This is a genomic window from Halopseudomonas oceani (assembly GCF_002903165.1).
In the GTDB taxonomy this organism is placed as follows: domain Bacteria; phylum Pseudomonadota; class Gammaproteobacteria; order Pseudomonadales; family Pseudomonadaceae; genus Halopseudomonas; species Halopseudomonas oceani.
Genome location: NZ_PPSK01000001.1, coordinates 107,421 through 126,242 on the forward strand (window position 1 = coordinate 107,421; position 18,822 = coordinate 126,242).

Annotated in this window: 20 protein-coding genes; 14 read left to right on the plus strand and 6 right to left on the minus strand. The window is 62.2% G+C overall.

Annotation, left to right across the window (positions count from 1 at the left end):
• Positions 1 to 18 precede the first annotated feature (18 nt).
• Positions 19 to 1,173 carry a PilT/PilU family type 4a pilus ATPase gene (locus tag C1949_RS00535; RefSeq protein ID WP_104736523.1) on the minus strand — a complete coding sequence of 385 codons (1,155 nt, stop codon included), beginning with the start codon at positions 1,171 to 1,173 and terminating at the stop codon, positions 19 to 21.
• 61 nt (positions 1,174 to 1,234) lie between these two features.
• Positions 1,235 to 2,269 (minus strand): type IV pilus twitching motility protein PilT, encoded by a 1,035-nt coding sequence (locus C1949_RS00540; protein ID WP_104736524.1) that lies wholly within the window; start codon positions 2,267 to 2,269, stop codon positions 1,235 to 1,237.
• 77 nt (positions 2,270 to 2,346) lie between these two features.
• On the opposite strand from C1949_RS00540, the gene C1949_RS00545 reads away from it, so the two are divergent.
• From C1949_RS00545 to C1949_RS00600, 12 genes are all read left to right on the plus strand, one after another.
• Entirely contained in the window at positions 2,347 to 3,033 is a 687-nt protein-coding gene (locus C1949_RS00545; protein ID WP_104736525.1) for a YggS family pyridoxal phosphate-dependent enzyme, read from the plus strand.
• A 24-nt stretch (positions 3,034 to 3,057) separates the two neighbouring features.
• Entirely contained in the window at positions 3,058 to 3,876 is an 819-nt protein-coding gene (proC, locus tag C1949_RS00550; RefSeq protein ID WP_104736526.1) for a pyrroline-5-carboxylate reductase, read from the plus strand.
• A 13-nt stretch (positions 3,877 to 3,889) separates the two neighbouring features.
• Positions 3,890 to 4,480, plus strand: a complete 591-nt coding sequence (locus C1949_RS00555; RefSeq protein ID WP_104736527.1) for a YggT family protein — start codon at positions 3,890 to 3,892, stop codon at positions 4,478 to 4,480.
• Between the two features lie 8 nt (positions 4,481 to 4,488).
• Positions 4,489 to 4,779 (plus strand): DUF167 family protein, encoded by a 291-nt coding sequence (locus C1949_RS00560; protein WP_104736528.1) that lies wholly within the window; start codon positions 4,489 to 4,491, stop codon positions 4,777 to 4,779.
• A 124-nt stretch (positions 4,780 to 4,903) separates the two neighbouring features.
• Entirely contained in the window at positions 4,904 to 6,046 is a 1,143-nt protein-coding gene (gene metX / locus C1949_RS00565; protein WP_104736529.1) for a homoserine O-succinyltransferase MetX, read from the plus strand.
• 2 nt (positions 6,047 to 6,048) lie between these two features.
• Positions 6,049 to 6,639, plus strand: coding sequence for a methionine biosynthesis protein MetW (metW, locus tag C1949_RS00570; RefSeq protein WP_104736820.1), 591 nt, complete (start codon positions 6,049 to 6,051; stop codon positions 6,637 to 6,639).
• A 22-nt stretch (positions 6,640 to 6,661) separates the two neighbouring features.
• Entirely contained in the window at positions 6,662 to 7,093 is a 432-nt protein-coding gene (locus C1949_RS00575; RefSeq protein WP_104736530.1) for a DUF4426 domain-containing protein, read from the plus strand.
• Entirely contained in the window at positions 7,083 to 7,700 is a 618-nt protein-coding gene (rdgB, locus tag C1949_RS00580) for an RdgB/HAM1 family non-canonical purine NTP pyrophosphatase (RefSeq protein WP_170062969.1), read from the plus strand. Before C1949_RS00575 ends, rdgB begins: the two co-directional genes overlap by 11 nt.
• A gap of 126 nt (positions 7,701 to 7,826) precedes the next feature.
• Complete coding sequence (gene hemW, locus C1949_RS00585) at positions 7,827 to 9,029, plus strand: radical SAM family heme chaperone HemW (protein WP_104736531.1); 1,203 nt, start codon at positions 7,827 to 7,829, stop codon at positions 9,027 to 9,029.
• 229 nt (positions 9,030 to 9,258) lie between these two features.
• A complete protein-coding gene (locus C1949_RS00590) occupies positions 9,259 to 10,422 on the plus strand; it encodes an iron-containing alcohol dehydrogenase (protein WP_104736532.1) in 1,164 nt (387 codons plus the stop codon).
• 18 nt (positions 10,423 to 10,440) lie between these two features.
• Complete coding sequence (locus tag C1949_RS00595; protein WP_104736533.1) at positions 10,441 to 10,878, plus strand: acyl-CoA thioesterase; 438 nt, start codon at positions 10,441 to 10,443, stop codon at positions 10,876 to 10,878.
• The gene (locus tag C1949_RS00600) at positions 10,878 to 11,426 is read left to right on the plus strand and encodes a DUF922 domain-containing protein (RefSeq protein ID WP_104736534.1); all 549 of its coding nucleotides are present in this window, start codon (positions 10,878 to 10,880) and stop codon (positions 11,424 to 11,426) included. Before C1949_RS00595 ends, C1949_RS00600 begins: the two co-directional genes overlap by 1 nt.
• Before the next feature lie 87 nt (positions 11,427 to 11,513).
• Here the strand turns inward: C1949_RS00600 and gloA are convergent, their stop codons facing one another.
• The 3 genes from gloA to C1949_RS00615 all read right to left on the minus strand — a co-directional run bounded on the left by gloA (position 11,514) and on the right by C1949_RS00615 (position 14,364).
• Positions 11,514 to 12,044 carry a lactoylglutathione lyase gene (gene gloA, locus C1949_RS00605; RefSeq protein ID WP_104736535.1) on the minus strand — a complete coding sequence of 177 codons (531 nt, stop codon included), beginning with the start codon at positions 12,042 to 12,044 and terminating at the stop codon, positions 11,514 to 11,516.
• A 250-nt stretch (positions 12,045 to 12,294) separates the two neighbouring features.
• Positions 12,295 to 13,155 carry a crotonase/enoyl-CoA hydratase family protein gene (locus tag C1949_RS00610; RefSeq protein ID WP_104736536.1) on the minus strand — a complete coding sequence of 287 codons (861 nt, stop codon included), beginning with the start codon at positions 13,153 to 13,155 and terminating at the stop codon, positions 12,295 to 12,297.
• 165 nt (positions 13,156 to 13,320) lie between these two features.
• Positions 13,321 to 14,364, minus strand: a complete 1,044-nt coding sequence (locus tag C1949_RS00615) for an AraC family transcriptional regulator (protein ID WP_104736537.1) — start codon at positions 14,362 to 14,364, stop codon at positions 13,321 to 13,323.
• Positions 14,365 to 14,530: 166 nt separating this feature from the next.
• Between C1949_RS00615 and C1949_RS00620 the strand changes: the two genes are divergently transcribed.
• A complete protein-coding gene (locus C1949_RS00620) occupies positions 14,531 to 15,553 on the plus strand; it encodes a PNPOx family protein (RefSeq protein ID WP_104736538.1) in 1,023 nt (340 codons plus the stop codon).
• On the opposite strand, the gene C1949_RS00625 is transcribed toward C1949_RS00620, so the two are convergent.
• On the minus strand, positions 15,550 to 16,719 hold the full coding sequence (locus C1949_RS00625) for a GGDEF domain-containing protein (protein WP_104736539.1): 1,170 nt from the start codon (positions 16,717 to 16,719) through the stop codon (positions 15,550 to 15,552). The genes C1949_RS00620 and C1949_RS00625 overlap by 4 nt on opposite strands.
• 220 nt (positions 16,720 to 16,939) lie before the next feature.
• Here C1949_RS00625 and C1949_RS00630 point away from each other — a divergent pair, with 220 nt between their 5' ends.
• A complete protein-coding gene (locus tag C1949_RS00630) occupies positions 16,940 to 18,811 on the plus strand; it encodes a sensor domain-containing diguanylate cyclase (protein ID WP_146040277.1) in 1,872 nt (623 codons plus the stop codon).
• Positions 18,812 to 18,822: the final 11 nt, after the last annotated feature.

Sequence of the window (18,822 nt, forward strand, 5' to 3'; positions counted from 1 at the left end):
GCGGTAACAGGCCATGCCTCAGAAGCGGCGCGTGCGTGAGGCGACCTCTTCCTCTTCCTCCAGCGATAGCCCGTTGCTGAGCTGATCTTCCATCAGGTGCTGGCCGTCGGTCTCGGACCCCAGCTTGATCATCAGACGCAGGTCGTTTGCCGAGTCAGCGTGCAGCAGCGCATCTTCATAGGTGATCTCCCCTGCGCTGTAGAGCTTGTACAACGCCTGATCGAAGGTCTGCATGCCCAGCTCGTTCGAGCGCGCCATCAGTGGCTTGAGCTCGTGCACCTCGCCCTTGCGGATCAGGTCGGCTGCCAGCGGGGTATTGAGCATCACCTCAATCGCCGCACGACGCCCCTTGCCGTCTGGTGTCGGGATCAATTGCTGGGCAACGATGGCCTTGAGGTTTAGCGACAGGTCCATCCAGACCTGATCGTGCATCTCATTCGGGAAAAAGTGAATGATCCGGTCCAGCGCCTGGTTGGCATTGTTGGCGTGCAGCGTTGCCAGACACAGGTGACCGGTTTCGGCGAAGGCAACCGCGTGGTCCATGGTCTCCTTGGTCCGCACCTCACCAATCAGAATCACGTCCGGCGCCTGCCGCAGGGTGTTCTTCAGCGCGACCTCAAACGAGTCGGTATCGATACCAACCTCGCGCTGGGTCACGATGCAGTTCTGGTGCTGATGAATGAATTCGATCGGGTCTTCGATGGTAATAATATGGCCGCTGGAATTCTTGTTGCGATAGCCAATCATCGACGCCAGCGAGGTCGACTTACCGGTCCCGGTGGCACCAACGAAGATGACCAGACCACGCTTGGTCATCGCCAGCTGCTTGAGCACCTCGGGCAAGCGTAGATCTTCCATGGTCGGGATGTTGATCTCGATCCGACGCAGCACCATACCCACCAGATTGCGCTGGTAGAACGAGCTGACCCGGAAACGACCAATACCACGTGCGCTGATGGCGAAGTTGCACTCACGCTTCTCGGCAAACTCGCGGCGCTGTGCTTCGGTCATCACGCCCAGCACGGTTTCGCGGGTCTGTTCCGGTGAAAGCGGGGTTTTGGTAACCGGCAGAATCTTGCCGTTGACCTTCATGCTCGGCGGTACACCGGCGGTAATAAAAAGGTCGGACGCGCCCTTCTCGACCATCAACCGCAACAGCTTCTCGAACTCCATGCGTTGCCTCTACCTTTCCTTCATGGCGACAGGCACACCGCCGCCGGCACTATTGTTGAACTCAGAACCCGTCAGCGACCTTGGCCTTTTCACGCGCGCTTTCCTTGCTGACCAGCCCCTTGGCGACCAACGACTTCAGACACATGTCGAGGGTCTGCATGCCGAGGTTGCCACCGGTCTGGATCGCCGAGTACATCTGCGCGATCTTGTCTTCACGGATCAGGTTACGGATCGCCGGGGTACCGATCATGATTTCGTGGGCAGCCACCCGACCGCCGCCGATCTTCTTCAGCAGGGTCTGAGAGACAACCGCCTGTAGTGACTCGGACAGCATCGAGCGCACCATCGCTTTTTCTTCACCGGGGAACACGTCGACGATACGGTCGATGGTCTTCGCGGCCGACGTGGTGTGCAGGGTGCCGAACACCAGGTGACCGGTTTCTGCCGCAGTCAGCGCCAAACGGATGGTTTCCAAGTCACGCATCTCACCAACCAGGATAATATCCGGGTCTTCCCGCAGTGCCGAGCGCAACGCTTCGGCAAAGCCAAGTGTGTCACGGTGTACTTCACGCTGGTTGACCAGACACTTCTTCGACTCGTGAACAAATTCGATCGGGTCTTCGATGGTCAGGATGTGGTGATACTTGGTGGAGTTGAGATAGTCGAGCATGGCCGCGAGACTGGTCGACTTGCCCGAACCGGTCGGGCCGGTGACCAGCACCAGACCGCGCGGCACATCGGAAATTTTCTTGAACACATCGCCCATGCCCAGATCTTCCATGGTCAGTACCTTGGAAGGAATGGTCCGGAATACGGCGCCTGCGCCACGATTCTGGTTGAACGCATTGACCCGGAAGCGGGCCACACCGGGAACCTCGAACGAGAAGTCGGTTTCCAGAAACTCCTCATAGTCCTTGCGCTGCTTGTCATTCATGATGTCGTAGATCAGCGCATGAACCTGCTTGTGCTCCATCGCCGGTACGTTGATCCGGCGCACGTCGCCGTCAACACGGATCATGGGCGGCAGTCCTGCCGACAGGTGCAAGTCCGACGCGCCCTGTTTAGCGCTGAAGGCTAACAGCTCGGTAATATCCATAGGGTTCCCCATAACAACCTGCATGCATGTAGAATGCCCGCAGTGTCTATTCCATTGGCAAGGTATTAACGTCCGTAATGTCCACGATAGCAGAGAATATTGCAAACGTTCGTGAGCGCATCCGGCGGGCTGCCGAGGCAGCCGGGCGCCCAGCCGAGGCGGTTACCCTGCTGGCAGTCAGCAAGACTCGCCCAGCCAGCGCCATTCGCGACGCCTGGGCCGCAGGGCTGAAGGATATCGGCGAGAACTACCTGCAGGAAGCCCTGGACAAGATGGCCGAGCTGGGTGATCTGCCCTTGTGCTGGCACTTCATCGGCCCCATTCAATCCAACAAGACCCGCCCCATCGCCGAACACTTCGACTGGGTGCACAGCGTCGATCGCCTGAAGATCGCCCAGCGCCTCTCTGACCAGCGCCCGGAACATCTGCCGCCGTTGAATGTCTGCCTGCAGGTGAACATCAGCGCCGAGGACAGCAAATCCGGCGTCTCGCTGGCCGAGCTGCCGGAGCTTGCTGCGGCGGTCGCTGAGCTGCCACGCATTCGGCTACGCGGGCTGATGGCGATTCCGGCCCCGGCCGAGACCAGCGAAGCGCGCCGCGCGCCGCTGGCGGCACTGCGCCAGGCAGCACAAAGCCTGCCGCTGGAACTGGACACGCTGTCGATGGGCATGAGCGATGACCTGACCGAAGCGGTACAGGAAGGTGCCACCATTGTGCGTATCGGCACCGCCCTGTTCGGGCAGCGCCAGTACCCCCACTCCTAACGCATGCAGAACGAGGTTTCCCACATGACTGCACCCGTAATCGGCTTTATCGGCGCTGGCAACATGGCTACCAGCCTGATCGGCGGCATGCTGCAGAAGAACGTCAAGCCGGCAAACCTGATCGCCAGCGACACCAAGGCCGAGCAGTGCGCCGCTCTGGAACGTCAGTTCCACATTCGCACCGCGACCGACAACGCAGTGCTCGCCGCCGAGTGCGACATCCTCCTGCTGGCAGTCAAGCCGCAGGTCATGCAGGACGTCTGCCGCGCACTGCCGCGCAGCCGCAAGCCGGGCCAACTGATCATATCAATTGCCGCCGGCATCACCTGCGGCAGCCTGGAAAACTGGCTTGGCGCCGGTACCGCCATCGTCCGCTGCATGCCCAATACACCGTCACTGCGTGGCCAGGGCGTCAGCGGCCTGTATGCCAACGCCGCGGTCAGCGACGAGCAGCGCGAGCAGGCCGAAAGCATCCTCAACGCGGTCGGTATCAGTGTCTGGCTAGAGGAAGAAAAGCTGATCGACGCCGTCACTGCGGTGTCCGGTAGCGGTCCGGCCTATTTCTTCTATCTGATGGAAGCGATGATCGACGCGGGCGAAAAACTCGGCCTGCCGCGTGACACCGCCGAGCGCCTGGCCCTGTTCACCGGCCTGGGTGCCGCCGATATGGCGGTGCACAGCGACGTCGACGTGGCCGAGCTGCGCCGCCGCGTTTGCTCGCCGAACGGCACCACCGAACGCGCCATCGAGACCTTCCGCAGCCAGGGGCTGCCGAAGATGGTCGAAGACGCCATGCAGGCCTGCGCCGACCGCGCAGCCGAAATGTCCCGCGAGCTCGCCTGAGGATTGACTGCCCATGAACAGCCTGAATACGGCCGCCATCTACCTGCTGCAAACCCTCGGCAATCTCTACCTACTAGTGGTGCTGCTGCGCTTTCTGCTCCAGCTGGTCCGCGCCGATTTCTATAACCCGATCTCGCAGTTCATCGTCCGCGCCACCAAGCCGCTGTTGATGCCGCTGCGCCGGATCATTCCCGGTTACGGCGGGCTGGACTTCGCTTCGCTGGTCCTTGCGCTGGTGATTCAACTGGTGCTGATGGTGCTGATCATCGTACTGATGGGCTACGCGCTGCCGAACATTGTCCTGCTGGTCGCCTGGTCGGCCATTGGCATCCTCGCGCTGTTCGCCAAGATCTTCTTCTTTGTGCTGATCATCAGTGTGATCCTGTCATGGGTTGCCCAGGGCAGCTACAACCCGGCAGTGTTACTGATCAACCAGCTGTGCGAGCCGCTGCTGGCACCGATCCGCAGAATTCTGCCGGCGCTTGGCGGGCTGGACCTGTCACCGATCTTTGCCTTTATCGCCATTCGGCTGTTCGACATGTTGGTGATCGCCAATCTGGCGGCCGTGGCCAGCATGCCACGCGGCCTGACGCTGGCGTTGTAAGCCGGATCGTGGCCTTCTACTACTGGCAGGGCGAGGACCTGGTCCTCGACTGTCATCTGCAGCCCGGCGCCAAGCGCGCCGAGTTTGCCGGCCAGCATGGCGAACGGTTGAAAATCCGCATCAGCGCACCGCCCGTCGACGGCAAGGCCAACGACGCGCTGATCCGTTTTCTCGCCGATGCCTTTGCGGTCAGCCGCCAGCAGGTCAGCCTGCTCAGCGGTCAGACCAGCCGGCAGAAACGTATGTTGATCAAACAACCGCAGCAACTGCCCGAGGATCTGGCTATCAGCCGCGGCTGAATGTTGCACCGGACCAACGCCCTCTTTAGACTGGCGCCTCTATTATTGGCCCTTCGCCTGCCTGCAGCACCCCGGAGCAACCCTCCTGCGAAGTCCGGCCAAGCGACACAGGAACAGGTTACCGATGTCCAGACTACCTGCTGACTCCGTCGGCCTGGTCACCCCCCAGCGCCAGACCTTCACCGACCCTCTGCCCCTGGCCTGCGGCAAGCCGCTGAACAGCTACGAGCTGGTCTACGAGACCTACGGTGAACTCAACGCCAGCGCCAGCAACGCGGTGCTGGTCTGCCACGCCCTGTCCGGCCATCACCACGCCGCCGGCTACCACAGCGTCGATGACCGCAAGCCAGGCTGGTGGGACAACTGCATTGGCCCCGGCAAGGCCATCGACACCAATCGCTTCTTCGTCGTCAGCCTGAACAACCTCGGCGGCTGCCATGGCTCCACCGGCCCCTCCAGCATCAACCCGGAAACCGGCAAGAGCTACGGCGCCAGCTTCCCGGTACTGACCGTTGAAGACTGGGTCCACAGTCAGGCTCGGCTGGCCGACGTGCTGGGCATTCAGCAGTGGGCTGCGGTAGTCGGCGGCAGCCTTGGCGGTATGCAGGCGCTGCAGTGGGCAATCAGCTACCCGGAGCGCGTCCGCCACTGCGTGGCCATTGCCACCGCGCCCAAGCTGTCGGCGCAGAACATCGCCTTCAACGAAGTGGCCCGGCAGGCGATCATCACTGACCCGGACTTCCACAACGGCGACTACGCCGCCTTTGGCGTGATCCCCAAGCGCGGCCTGATGCTGGCGCGCATGGTCGGCCACATTACCTACCTGTCGGATGACTCGATGGGCGCCAAATTCGGCCGCGACCTGCGCTCCGATCAGCTCAACTACGACCTCACCAGCGTCGAGTTCGAGGTGGAGAGCTACCTGCGTTACCAGGGTCAGGAATTCTCCGGCCGCTTTGACGCCAACACCTATCTGCTGATGACCAAGGCGCTGGACTACTTTGACCCGGCGGCAGCCAACGGCGGTGACCTGGCACGCACCCTGGCAGGCCTCAAGGCGCGCTGCCTGGTGATGTCCTTTACCACCGACTGGCGCTTTTCGCCGGCGCGCTCGCGCGAGCTGGTTGACGGCCTGCTGGCCGCCCGCAAGGACGTCTCCTATCTGGAGATCGAAGCAGCCCAGGGCCACGACGCCTTCCTGCTACCGATTCCCCGCTACATCGAGGCCCTGAGTGGCTACATGAACCGCATCGAGGTGAGCCAATGAACCTGCGCGCCGACCTTGAGATCATCCAGCAATGGATTCGCCCGGGCAGCCGGGTACTCGACCTGGGCTGCGGCGAGGGCCAGTTGCTGCGCCACCTGCGCGACCATAAGCAGGTGCAGGGCTACGGTCTGGAAATTGACCCGGACAAGATCAGCAGCTGTATCCGCCACGGCGTCAACGTGATGGAGCAGAACCTCGACGAAAGCCTCGACAACTTCGAGGACAACAGCTTCGACACCGTGGTCATGACCCAGTCGCTGCAGGCCATGCATTACCCCGACCGGGTGCTGGAAGACATGCTGCGCATCGGTCACGAAGGCATCCTGACCTTCCCCAACTTTGCTCACTGGCGCTGCCGCTGGTATCTGGGCACCAAGGGCCGCATGCCGGTGTCCGAGTTCATGCCCTACACTTGGTACAACACTCCAAACATCCATTTTTGTACCTTCAAGGACTTCGAGCAGCTGTGCCGTGAGCGCAACATCAAGGTGCTGGACCGTCTGGTGGTCGACCAGACCCACCAGAGCAGCTGGTTTAGTGGTCTGTGGCCCAACCTGCTGGGTGAAGTCGCGATCTACCGGGTCAGTCGCTAGTCCACTTTTGAGGAGAACTGCCATGTTTCGTCGTCTCTGCCTGCTGAGCCTGATGCTACTCAGCCTCAACGTCTTCGCCGGTCCCGAGCCCACCCGCTTCGGTGATCTGGTGGTCTACCACAACGTATTCAACAGCAGCCTGCTGCAACCCGACATCGCCGCCAACGCTGGCCTCAAGCGTGGCCCGACCCACGGCGTGCTCAACATCGCCGTGCAGCGCGCCGACGGCAGCGCGGTCGACGCCATCCTCAGGGGCGAAGTACGCAGCCTGATCGGCCAGCCAACAACCCTCGACTTCAAGCGCATTCAGGAAGGCGACGCCATCTACTTCGTCGCCAACTACACCGCCACCCAGCGCGGCATCTTGCTATTCAAGGTCGATATTCAAGCCGAAGAAGGGGCCATGGTGCACAGCCTGAACTTCCAGCAGGAATTCTTCCCCGATGACCAATAAAACTGCCCTGCCCTTCAGTGAGTTAGTGCTCGCCAGCAACAACAAGGGCAAGCTCGCGGAACTCCAGGCCATGCTGGGTGACAGCATCACTGTCCGCCCGCAAAGCGACTTCACCGATATCGAAGCCGAGGAAACCGGGCTGACCTTCGTCGAAAACGCCCTGATAAAGGCCCGTCACGCCGCCCGCGTCTCAGGCCTGCCGGCGCTGGCCGACGACTCCGGTCTCGCAGTCGATGCGCTTGGCGGCGCACCCGGCATCTACTCTGCCCGCTACGCAGGCGGTGGCGGCGACGCCGCCAACAACGCCAAGCTGCTTGAAGCGCTGAAGGACGTACCGGACACCGAGCGCGGCGCCCAATTTATCTGCGCACTGGCACTGCTGCGCCACGCCGAAGACCCGATCCCGCTGATCTGCGAAGGTGCCTGGGAAGGGCGCATCCTGCACGCCGCCAGCGGCGAGCACGGTTTTGGCTATGACCCGCTGTTCTGGGTGCCGGAGCGCGACTGCTCCAGCGCCGAACTCAGCCCGCAGGAAAAAAATCAGTTGAGTCACCGGGCGCGGGCAATGGCGCTGCTACGCGCCAAGCTGGGCTTGCAGCCCGCTTGAAGCTGAAGGCTGTAGGCTGGAAGCCTTGAATCAACTGGGCTGCTCCTTATCCAAGGAAGGCAGGAAGGCCGCGACATCAAGCGGTGCCAACACCCTGCCCTTTCCACACAACAGAACCAGCACACTATGCCGACCTTCCAGCCTCTAGCCTCCAGCCTCCAGCCCGAGCAGGCGCAACCGACGCTCAGCCCTCTGCCGCCCCTGGCGGCGTACATCCACATCCCCTGGTGCGTAAAGAAGTGTCCCTACTGCGACTTCAATTCGCACACCAGTCGCGATGCCCTGCCCGAAACCGAGTACGTCGACGCCCTGATCGAGGATCTGGAGCAGGATCTGCGCTTACTCGACGACTTGCCCATCCGGCCGCTGACCTCGATCTTCTTCGGTGGCGGCACGCCGAGCCTGTTCTCGGCCGCCGCGCTGGATCGCTTCCTGCAGGCGCTGAATCAGCGCGTGCCGTTCGCAGACGACATCGAAATCACCCTCGAAGCCAACCCCGGCACCTTTGAGCAGGCCAAGTTTCGCGACTACCGGCTGGCCGGCATCAACCGCCTGTCGATCGGCATCCAGAGCTTCAATGCCGAACATCTCAAGGCCCTTGGCCGCATCCATGATGACCGCGAAGCCCTCGGCGCCGTCGACATGGCGCGCCGCGCCGGCTTCGACAACCTCAATCTCGACCTGATGCATGGCCTGCCGAATCAGGAGCACGCCCAGGCGATGGCCGATCTGGATCAGGCTATGGCGCTCGCGCCTGAGCACCTGTCCTGGTATCAGCTGACGCTGGAGCCGAACACCGTGTTTTACTCGCGCCCGCCCACGCTGCCCGAGGAAGACATTCTCTGGTCGATTCAGGAAGCCGGGTTGCAGCGCCTGGCCGCCGGCGGCTACGCCCAGTACGAGATTTCTGCCTATGCTCGTGACGGCCGCCGTGCCCGCCATAACCTGAACTACTGGCAGTACGGCGACTTTCTCGGCCTGGGCGCCGGCGCCCACGGCAAGCTGACCAACGCCAGCGGCCAGGTACAGCGCTACTGGAAAACCCGCCTGCCCAAGGACTACCTGAACCCGGACAAGGCCTATCTGGCGGGCAGCAAGACGCTGGACACCGACGAGCTGCCGTTCGACTTTCTGATGAACGCCCTGCGGCTGGTCGATGGTGTGCCCAGCGCCTGGTACGCCGAGCGCACCGGCCAGTCGCTGGAGCAGATCGCCGACACCCTGAACCAGGCCGAAGCCAAGGGCCTGCTCGAGCCCTGGCGCCAGCAGCTACGCCCGACCGAACGCGGCCGACTGTTCCTCAACGACTTGCTGGAGATGTTCCTCTAGGCCGCTTGGCAAGGCCGAGTTGAAATTCGCCTCTCCCACCCTGCCGCGCTGTAAATTACCATCGGTAACATCAATAGCCCTTGCCGCATGAACGTACAGTCAGCAGAATTGACTCAGTCTGGAAACTGATTTCGATCTCGCCAGCCGGTGACTACCCGGCGATGACCACACAACAACCGCGGCCCACGGGCACGCAGCAGATCGAACCCGCACCCAACCCGGAGGCCCGATGAATCCCTTCAGCTTTGCCACCACCGCGCAGATCCTCTGCGAATCCGGTTCCGCCAGCCAGCTCGGCGAGCTGTGCAAGGTCCGCGACGCCCACCGCGTGCTGATTGTCACCGACCCCGGCATCACCAAGATCGGCCTGCTCAGCGGCGTAGTGCCGACCCTGAGCAGCGCTGGCATTGCCGTTGAGGTATTCGATCAGGTCGAGGCCGATCCGCCGGAGTCCGTGGTCCTGGCGGCCGTTGAGCAGGCCAAGGCCATGCAGGCCGAGCTGATCATCGGCTTCGGCGGCGGCAGCTCGATGGACGTGGCCAAGCTGGTCGCCCTGCTCGCACACCCGAGCTGCAGCCAAACCCTGCAGGACATCTACGGCGTCGGCAATGCCCGCGGCCAGCGCCTGCCGCTGATTCAGGTGCCGACCACCGCCGGCACCGGCTCGGAAGTCACCCAGATTGCGATCATCACCACCGGCGCCACCACCAAGATGGGCGTGGTGTCACCGATTCTGCTGCCGGATCTGGCCCTGCTGGATGCCGACCTGACCCTCGGGCTGCCCGCCCACGTCACCGCCGCCACCGGCATCGACGCGATGGTGCACGCCATCGAGGCCTACACCAGCAAACTGAAGAAGAACCCGCTGTCCGACATGCTCGCCCGCGAGGCCCTGCGCCTGCTGGCCGGCAACCTGGATGCGGTGGTGCAGGACGGTCAGAACCGCGAAGCCCGCCAGGCCATGCTGCTCGGCGCGCTGCTCGCCGGCCAGGCCTTCGCCAATGCCCCGGTCGCTGCGGTCCACGCACTGGCCTACCCGCTGGGTGGTCACTTCCATATTCCGCACGGCCTGTCGAACGCACTGGTGCTGCCAACCGTTATCGAATTCAACGCGCCGGCCGCCGCGCCACTGTACGCCGAGCTGGCCCCGCTGATCGTCGGCCGTGGCCTGGTACCCGGTGACGCCGACAGCCTGACCGAACAACTGGTGCGCGCCCTGAGCGAGCTCAGCCCACGCTGCGGTCTGCCGAGCCGTCTGCGCGATGCCGGTGTGCCTAAGGACAAGCTGGAGATGCTGGCCAAGGACGCCATGCTGCAGCAGCGTCTGCTGGTCAACAACCCGCGCGAGGTCACCGAAGCGGACGCGCTCGCCATCTACAACCTGGCCTACTGAGCCGCAAGCGGAGCAATCATGAGTACAAGCAAGCCCACCCGCAGCGATTACCCCTACCTGCACGCCATCACCACCCGCTGGCACGACAACGACATCTACGGTCACGTCAACAACGTGACCTACTACAGCTACTTCGACAGCGCGGTAAACAGCTGGCTGATCGCCGAAGGCGGGCTGGACATCCATACCGGCGACCAGGTCGCCTTTGTGGTCAGCTCCAACTGCGACTACTTCGCGCCCATCGCCTTTCCTGACGCCATCGAGATTGGCGTCAAGGTCGCGCGCCTGGGCAGCAGCTCGGTGCATTACGAACTGGCCGTGTTCAAACAGGGCCGTGAAGAAGCCTGCGCGGCGGGCCGCTTCGTCCACGTATTCGTCGACCGCGCCAGCAACACCGCCTTCCCGATCCCCAACCGCTGCCGCGCCGCCCTTGAGCGGCTGATGGACCCGATCTGATGCGCCGCCGGTGGCTGTTGCCGCTGCTGCTTGGTCCGCTGCTGCTGGCGGCAGGCCCGAGCAGCGCCGAGCCCCGTCTGCAGAGCCGGGTGGAGAGTTTTGATGTCAGTGGCGCCACCGTCGACACCATCCGCGCCAGCCTGAACCGCAACCGCCAGCACAGCGCCAACCGGGTCAACTGGAACTTCCGCTGGGAGTCCACGCCCGGTCAGTGCCGCATCACCGAAGCGACCACAGACGTCAGCATCACCGCCTACATACCGCAACTGCAGCCCGACCCGCAGCGCACCGCCAGCGTACAGGCGCAATGGGACAGCTACCTGCTTGCCCTGCAGCTGCATCATGATGGTCATGTAGAGTTGGCAATGAACGCCGCCAGACAGATCGAACAGGCAATTCAAAACCTGCCGCCCGCGGCCTCCTGCGAGCAACTGCAACAAGCCGCCAACGCCACCGGCCGCCGCCTGCTGGAACAGCTCGCTATCGACGACCGCGAATACGACAAACGCACCCAGCAGGGGGCGCTGGAGGGTGCGCACTTCCCGTAGATACCGTCTTCACGTCTGCACGATTCCTCTTCCCGCCAAGCCCCCCGGCAGACTGGGCACGGCATGCAGTGCCCCCAACGATACCGATTACGCCATCCCACCCGGCGCAAAGATCTCGATCCAGTAGCCATCCGGGTCACGGATAAAAGCGATGTTGTGCATCTTGCCGTCCTGCGGGCGCTTAACGAAGGACACACCCAGCTCTTCAAAGCGCGCGCAGGCCGCCTCCAGATCCGGCACAGCAAAGCCGATATGGCCAAAGCCGCGTGGATCTTCGTTGCCGTTGTGATAACTGAATTCCGGATCGCCTTCGGTGCCCCAATTGTGGGTCAGCTCCAGCACGGCCGGACGACCGAAGGTCTGGTGGGTGCGCTCGACCGGATCGTCAGACCAGGTGTCGAGCGCGTTACTGTCGACCGCGGCCAGAAAATACAGGCTGAACTTGGCCGCCGGAAAATCCAGCTTCTTCACCAGCGTCATGCCCATCACGCGGGTATAGAAATCCAGCGTCGGCTCAGGGTCCTTGATGCGCAGCATAGTCTGGTTGAAGACAAACCCCTCGGTAGCCGGATCACGGTTCTCGCACAGGCCCGGGGCAGATTCAAAGTGACGACTCATGGCAACAGCTCCCATTGGGTAGAAAAGGCCAAAGCCTAACACTGAAACGCCCGCACACAGAACGTGCGCGGGCGTCGTATCCGGTCAGCAGTGCGCCGTGCTGCCGGCAAACAATAAAAGCGTCACAGAGGCAGGCAGTGCAAGGCGAAGTGAAGACCAAAAAGCGATCGGAGTCGCGCCCGACCTTACAAAGAGTAAGTGAGCATTTTTGGCCTTTGCTTCAACGCAGCAATGCCAACGCAGGTAGCTTTTATCGGAACTTGCGCTCTTCCCACCATGGGAAAAACGCAGGCTTGTCCGTGCTCGGACGCAACTTGAACTGCGGCGCACGCTTCTCCAGGAACGAACCGACTCCCTCTTTCGCATCTTCGGACTCACCCATAAAGGCAATCGCGCGGGAATCGATGATATGCGCTTCCATCGGATGATCCGCCGCCATCATGCGCCACAGCAGCTGACGGTTCAGCGCGGCGGACATGGCAGAAGTGTTGTCGGCAATCTCACGGGCCAGCTCGCGCGCCGCGGGCAGCAGTTCATCAGGCTCGTGGACGCTGCGCAGCAGACCGCCCTTGAGCGCTTCTTCGGCGCTGAAGACACGGCCGGTGTAGACCCATTCGGCCGCCTGCATAGGGCCGACGAGGCGCGGCAGGAACCAGCTGGAGCAGGCTTCCATGGTGATGCCACGACGGGCAAACACGAAACCGAACTTGGCGTTGGTCGAGGCCATACGAATGTCAGCAGGCAGACTCATGGTCACGCCCACGCCGACAGCCGCGCCGTTAAAGGCAACGATGACCGGCTTGAGGCACTCGTAGATACGCAGCGAGACAGTACCGCCGCCATCACGCAGGTCATCACCCTCGGGCTGATCCTGACGCTTGTGACGGTTGAAGGTATCACCGCCCTTCTCCAGATCCGCACCGGCACAGAACGCACGGCCCGCACCGGTCATGATCACCACACGCACCGCATCATCGGCATCGGCCGCATCAAAGGCCGCAATCAGCTCACGCCGCATCAGGCCGTTAAAGGCATTCATGCGGTCAGGACGGTTCAGCGTCAGCGTGAGGACACCGTCCTCCACCTGATAGTCGAGGGTCTCGTACGTCATTGGGGCTCTTCCTGTTTGTTCAAATGCCGCCCAGTGTAGAACCGGCCAGTCACGGTAACCAGTTGAGTTACCGTGGCGTATGTGAGGGTATTGGTGGGGTGGATGGCAGATAGCAGAAAACCTCATGAGCGTGAGGATTCAGCACTCCGCCGATCAATCTCAACATTAATCTGCACGATCGTGCAGATTAATCTTTGCTGTGCGCGCTGTCGGCTCTGCCCGATACCAGCGCCTGCACGCCCGATAAAACGTACTCGGGTCCTTGAACCCCAACTGCTCACTCACCCGCTCCATGGTCAGGCCCTGCTCTATCAGAGCCTGGGCTAGCTCCCTACGTATCTGGTTGACCAGTTCGGTGTAGCTGGTGCCTTCCTGTTTCAGGTGCCGGTAGAGGGTCTGGCGGCTTAGGTGCAGTTGGGCGCAGATGTGGTCGAGGCTGAGGTTGTCGGGCAAGCTCTGACGGATCAACTGACTGACGGTGCGACTCAGGCTGTTGCCTTGCTCGACCTGCTGCAGGGTATCCAGCGCGCGAGCCTGGAGCATCTGCCGCAGATAGTCATTGGCGCCGGTGATCGGCGTATCCAGGAAACTGCGCGGCAGTTGCAGACTGTTGCAGCTGGCGTTGAAACGCAGGTTGCGCCCGAACAGTTGCTCGAAGGGCTCAATCTGCTGCGGACGCGGGCGCATCAGTTCGCAGCTGAGCGGAGTCACGGTGGTGCCGGTCATTTCGGCTGACCAGCGCAGCAGGGCACTGAGGCTACGCTCTACCGCGATCTGGGGGTAGGCGCGGTCGGGGGCGAATTCGACGGTCAGCGTCAGCGCGCGTTTGCCTTCGGTCAGCGTCCAGCGTTCCGTGGGGTTCATCAGCGCGATGTTGCGCTGGAATACCGCAAGCGCATCGCCGGCACGGCGGCAGTGCCGCAACCAGCTGGCGAGCACGCCATGGGCAGCCGGGTTGTAGTGCTGTCCGATGATCAGTCCAAGCTCGGGCCGTGTGCCGTGACGCTCGGCCAGTTGCCAGAGTATAAGCAGCAGGGTCTCGCTGGCCCGCTGCTCCTGCAGCGGCGCGGCGTTGGCGCGCTGATTGAGCAGCTTTTCACGGTAGATTCCGGCGGCGCGCAATTGCTGCGCGCTGACCACGTTCAACTCCAGCAGCAGGTCGTGCAGATCGAGTACCGCCACGGCCGATACGCTGGTGTGATTGCCCATCTTGCCTCGCTCCTGAGGACTCTCCTGCCACAACTCTACCGGTCCACCCGCTGCCGTACCAGCACCAACGTGCAACCAAAAGCCAGACTATTTGAGCGCCGCTGCAATGGTCTGCCCAGCGCCCGCTGCCTAGCATCGACTGACCCGATCTAACGAGGAACATGCGATGCACGAACACCAGGTTGATTCGCTGAGCAAGCTGCGGGAGCTGATCCCCTCGCCACCGGCAATGATGCACAAGCGCCTGCAACGCGAACTGGACGACTATTGCCTGACCATCATCCGCCACGCCTCGGTCTGTGCGGTCGGCTTTATCGAGGACGCGCTGGATGTGACCTATCTGAACCTGCGCAACCATCCGGTGCTGCAGGCTGAAGGACACACCATTGTCTTGCCCTGGCCTGCGGGCAAACCGCAGCCGACCCTGCCACCGGCGGGGCTGGCCTGCAGCCTGTATTTCTTCCTGCCCGGCGTGGGCTTCAGTCTGCGCGCCAATGGCCGCTGCGTGCTGCAGCCGAATACGACCGGTGACGTGCTGACGTTTCAGGCTGACGCGCTGTTTCTGCATTGCTCGCGCGCCAAGGTACGGGCGGATTTCTGGCGGGTGCGCGGCCCTGACCAGCCCTTCGTCGCGGAGGAAGGCGACGCCCTGAGCGAGCGCGCCCTGGCCTTTGTCGCAAAGGCGCCGTATCTGTTGATGCTGACCCAGCAGGGCGAGCATACCGAGCTGTCCCCACGCGGCGACCCTGAGGGCTTTGTGCAGTCCCTTGGCCCCGGCACCCTGCTGATCCCCGAACGCCCCGGCAACAAGGTGGCCTGCACTCTGACCAATATCATTGCCGACGGTGCACTGCGACTGTCGCTGATCCAGCCCGGCAACAGCACGGTGCTGTCGATCGCAGGTCAGGCCTGGGTCACCAGCAACCCAGAGACACTGAAGCCATTGGCGGTGAACAACAAAGCGCCCAAGGTAGCGACCGTGCTGGAGGTAGAGCGCTATCGCTTTCAGCACTGCCCCGAATTGGTCAGTGCCGGGCTATGGGATGCGGCGACCCACCTTCCCGAGAAGGCGATACCGGCATTCTCGAAAATGCTGTCCGAGCACATGAACGGCCGCGGCCTGCTCGGCAAGGCCACCACACTGGTGGTGGATGCAGTGGTCAAGCACGACCTGCGCAACCTGTATTAACCGGGCATGGCCCGATTGCGGCCAGCGGCCTTGGCGGCATACAGCGCGCGGTCTGCGCGGCTGAGCAACGCTTCGATGGACGGGTCATCCGGCCGCCACTCGGTGAAGCCGATGCTGACCGTGATGTCGGGCAAGCCCGGCTCGCTGGTCCTCGCGGCCAGCAGCAACCGCTCAGCCAGCTCACCGGCCTGAGCCACGGTAGTTGCCGGCAGCAATACGATAAATTCCTCGCCACCTACCCTGCCGAGCACATCAGCCTGTCGCATGGCATCCTCCATGTGCCGACAGAATGCCTCCAACACGCGGTCACCGCACTGATGACCGAACTGGTCGTTGATCGCTTTGAAATGATCCAAGTCGAGCGACAGCACCGAATAGGGCTTGCCGCTCCGTCTGCTGCGCTGGAGCAGGTCGCTGGCGGCTCCCACCACCGCTCGACGACTGCGCACGCCGGTAAGCGTATCGGTCATGGCCAGGTCTTCAAAGCGGCTTCGGATGCATTCGGACATGAGCAACAGGAAACCGATGTTAACGATCACCAGGCCGAAGGCGAAGGTGCCAAGGTAGAGCGCCTGCAACCAGGACACATCGAGCAAGCCCTGCCCATCCTGCGGCTGGAAGATGGCGTGCAGCCAGCGGGCACCAAACACCAGTGTCGAGAAGGCGACCCAGAAACCGGTGAAGGGCAAACCCAGCCCGCGTTGCCTCCAGGCGCCTCTGCCGCAGCGTAGCTCTTGCGCAAACACGATGGTATGCATAAGGCTGGCAGCGAACACGTAGCCGGTTAAGCTAAGGTAACGTCCCCGCACGCTTTCTTCGACATGGGTAAAGTAGGCCTGCCCGATCCAGGCCACTAAAAACAGCACGACCCAGCCCTTGAGCTGCGGCTGCCGACCGAAATACCTGGCGCTGCCAATCCAGTAGAGGGTGTAGGCCAGCATCGCTGCGGTGTTCTCGACAGTATATGTGAGCCATTGCGGCCCCACACCACGCAGGACAATCAGCATGCCCGACAGTGCCATCAGCAGCGACCCCGTCGCCCAGTAGCGAACGCCTGGAATACGTGGTGTGCTCGCGCGACCCAGCAACAGAAGCATGATGCCTATCACGCCGGTCAGCAGGCAGGCCAGCATAAGCAGGGTTTTGGGGTCGTAGGCGGGTGTCACGTCGATCGGTTCTGCGTCGTCAAATGCATCTCTTCATTATGAACGTTATAGGCAGGCTGCTGGCGCCACAAGTTTTGCCAATGATGACCAGATCGCGTGCGCCGCAGATGCTGTCAGTAGATCGGGCAGCACTGGCTACGAGACCTCACGTTCACCGAAGCGAGCGGGCTGGACTACTCTATCCATAAGGTGCGCCCCCCCGAAAAGGATAAGAACACGCTTGGCACGCTCCCCGATACACCGCCTCTCTCGTTACTACCGAACCCTGATGCTGCTGGGGTCGTTCATATTTCTGAGCATCGTTGGCCTGACAGTCTGGGTCGGCTGGAAGCAGGAGGAAGCCGTCGAAATAGCCATCGCCCAACAGCGGGTAGACGAAACGGCCATACGCCTGCAGGCCATGATCAAGGCCGCCAACGACACCGTCTCGCAGGCTGTGAGCTGGGCAAACACGTTCCCCCAGCACGCACCCTATCCGGGCAGTGCCGGATTGCGCCGTTCGGTGGAGCAGGCCATCCGGCAGTCCGAGCAGGGCACGTTCACCCTAGATCAGCGTGGCAATCTGCCGGCGCAGGAGCGCTTGGGGCAGCTAATTGGCTTGAATTCAGTGCAGCAGGTAGACGCCTCTCACGGTGTGTCGCATCTGGACCTGGCGATATCGTTGCTCGACCGCATGGGCAGTAGCCAGGCCACCTCGCCCTTTCTGCGCTGGACCTATTTCTTTTCCGCCAGTGAGGACTTACTAGCGCTGACTCCGTGGGCATCCAGTGCTGAGATGCTGGGCGAATCGCCCGATATCCCGACCTTTCTGCACAGCTCATGGCAGAATTACGACCTTACCAGAATGGCCCTGCCTGCCAACAACCCACAGCGCCAGGCGTTCTGGACTCCCGCCTACCTGGATCAGGTCGGTGCTGGCCTGATGGTCTCCCATGCGCAGCCGGTCTACTGGGGTGATGATTTCGTTGGGGTCGTCGCAGTCGATGTACTGCTCAACTTCCTACATGAGGAACTACGCAACTTCCCCGATCAGGATGGCACGCTGCTGGTCGCCAACGCCTACGACCAGGTGCTGGCGAGGCGCGACCAAACCATCCAAAGCCATTCCGAGATCACGTCACTGAGCACGCTGCTGCCCATGTTGTCGGACACGCCAGACGGGGTAAAGCAGCTCGGCGGCTCAGTCCAGCATGACAATCTGATGCTGGTGGACCAGTTGAATAACCCCCACTGGACTGTGCTTTTTCTCCTGCCACGCAACGCGATCACCGAAAGGGTAGTCGCGTCGTTCATGCCACAGCTGCTGCTAGCGCTAATCCTGGTGATTGGCGGCGCACTGGCCAACATCGTCCTTTGGCGCAGGTTTGTAGCGCCAACCATCAGTGTGGCCGAATACGTAGCCAAAACCGCGGATAATACTCCGCCCGATCCTCCCGAGGTGCCGCCGCTCTGGCGCCCGTGGGTTGCAGGCATGGTGCAAGCCTTTGTCGAACGTCGGCGGCTGTTCAACGACCTGGCGCAGGCCAACGCTGAGCTGGAGCTCAAGGTTGCCCAGCGCACACAGGAACTGATGGTCGCCAACAAGCAGCTAACCGCGCAGGCCAGCACCGACCCGCTTACCGGCGCCTATAACCGCCGCTACCTGTTTGAGCTACTGAGCGCAGAATACGCCAGAGCCCGGCGTAGCGCGGCAGCCATCTCAGTACTGCTGATCGACCTGGACCACTTCAAACGCGTCAACGACAACTACGGCCACGACGCCGGAGATGCAGTCCTGCGTGAGTTTGTGGAACGGGCGCGAAATAGCGTACGCAGTTCGGACCGTATCTGCCGCTACGGCGGCGAGGAGTTCGTGGTATTGCTACCAGACTGTGAGGCAGAAGGCGCTATGGTTCTCGCTGAGCGCCTACGCCTCAGCGTAGCTGCCACTCCAATTCAGCACGCAGGCCACACTATCTTGGTCACCGTCAGCATTGGCGTTGCCATGCTCAGCTCGACTGATACCGAGCAAAGCCTGCTCAAACGCGCGGACCAGGCGCTCTATCGCGCCAAAAATGACGGCCGTAACCGGTCCGTGCTGGACATGGACTGAGCAACCAACCC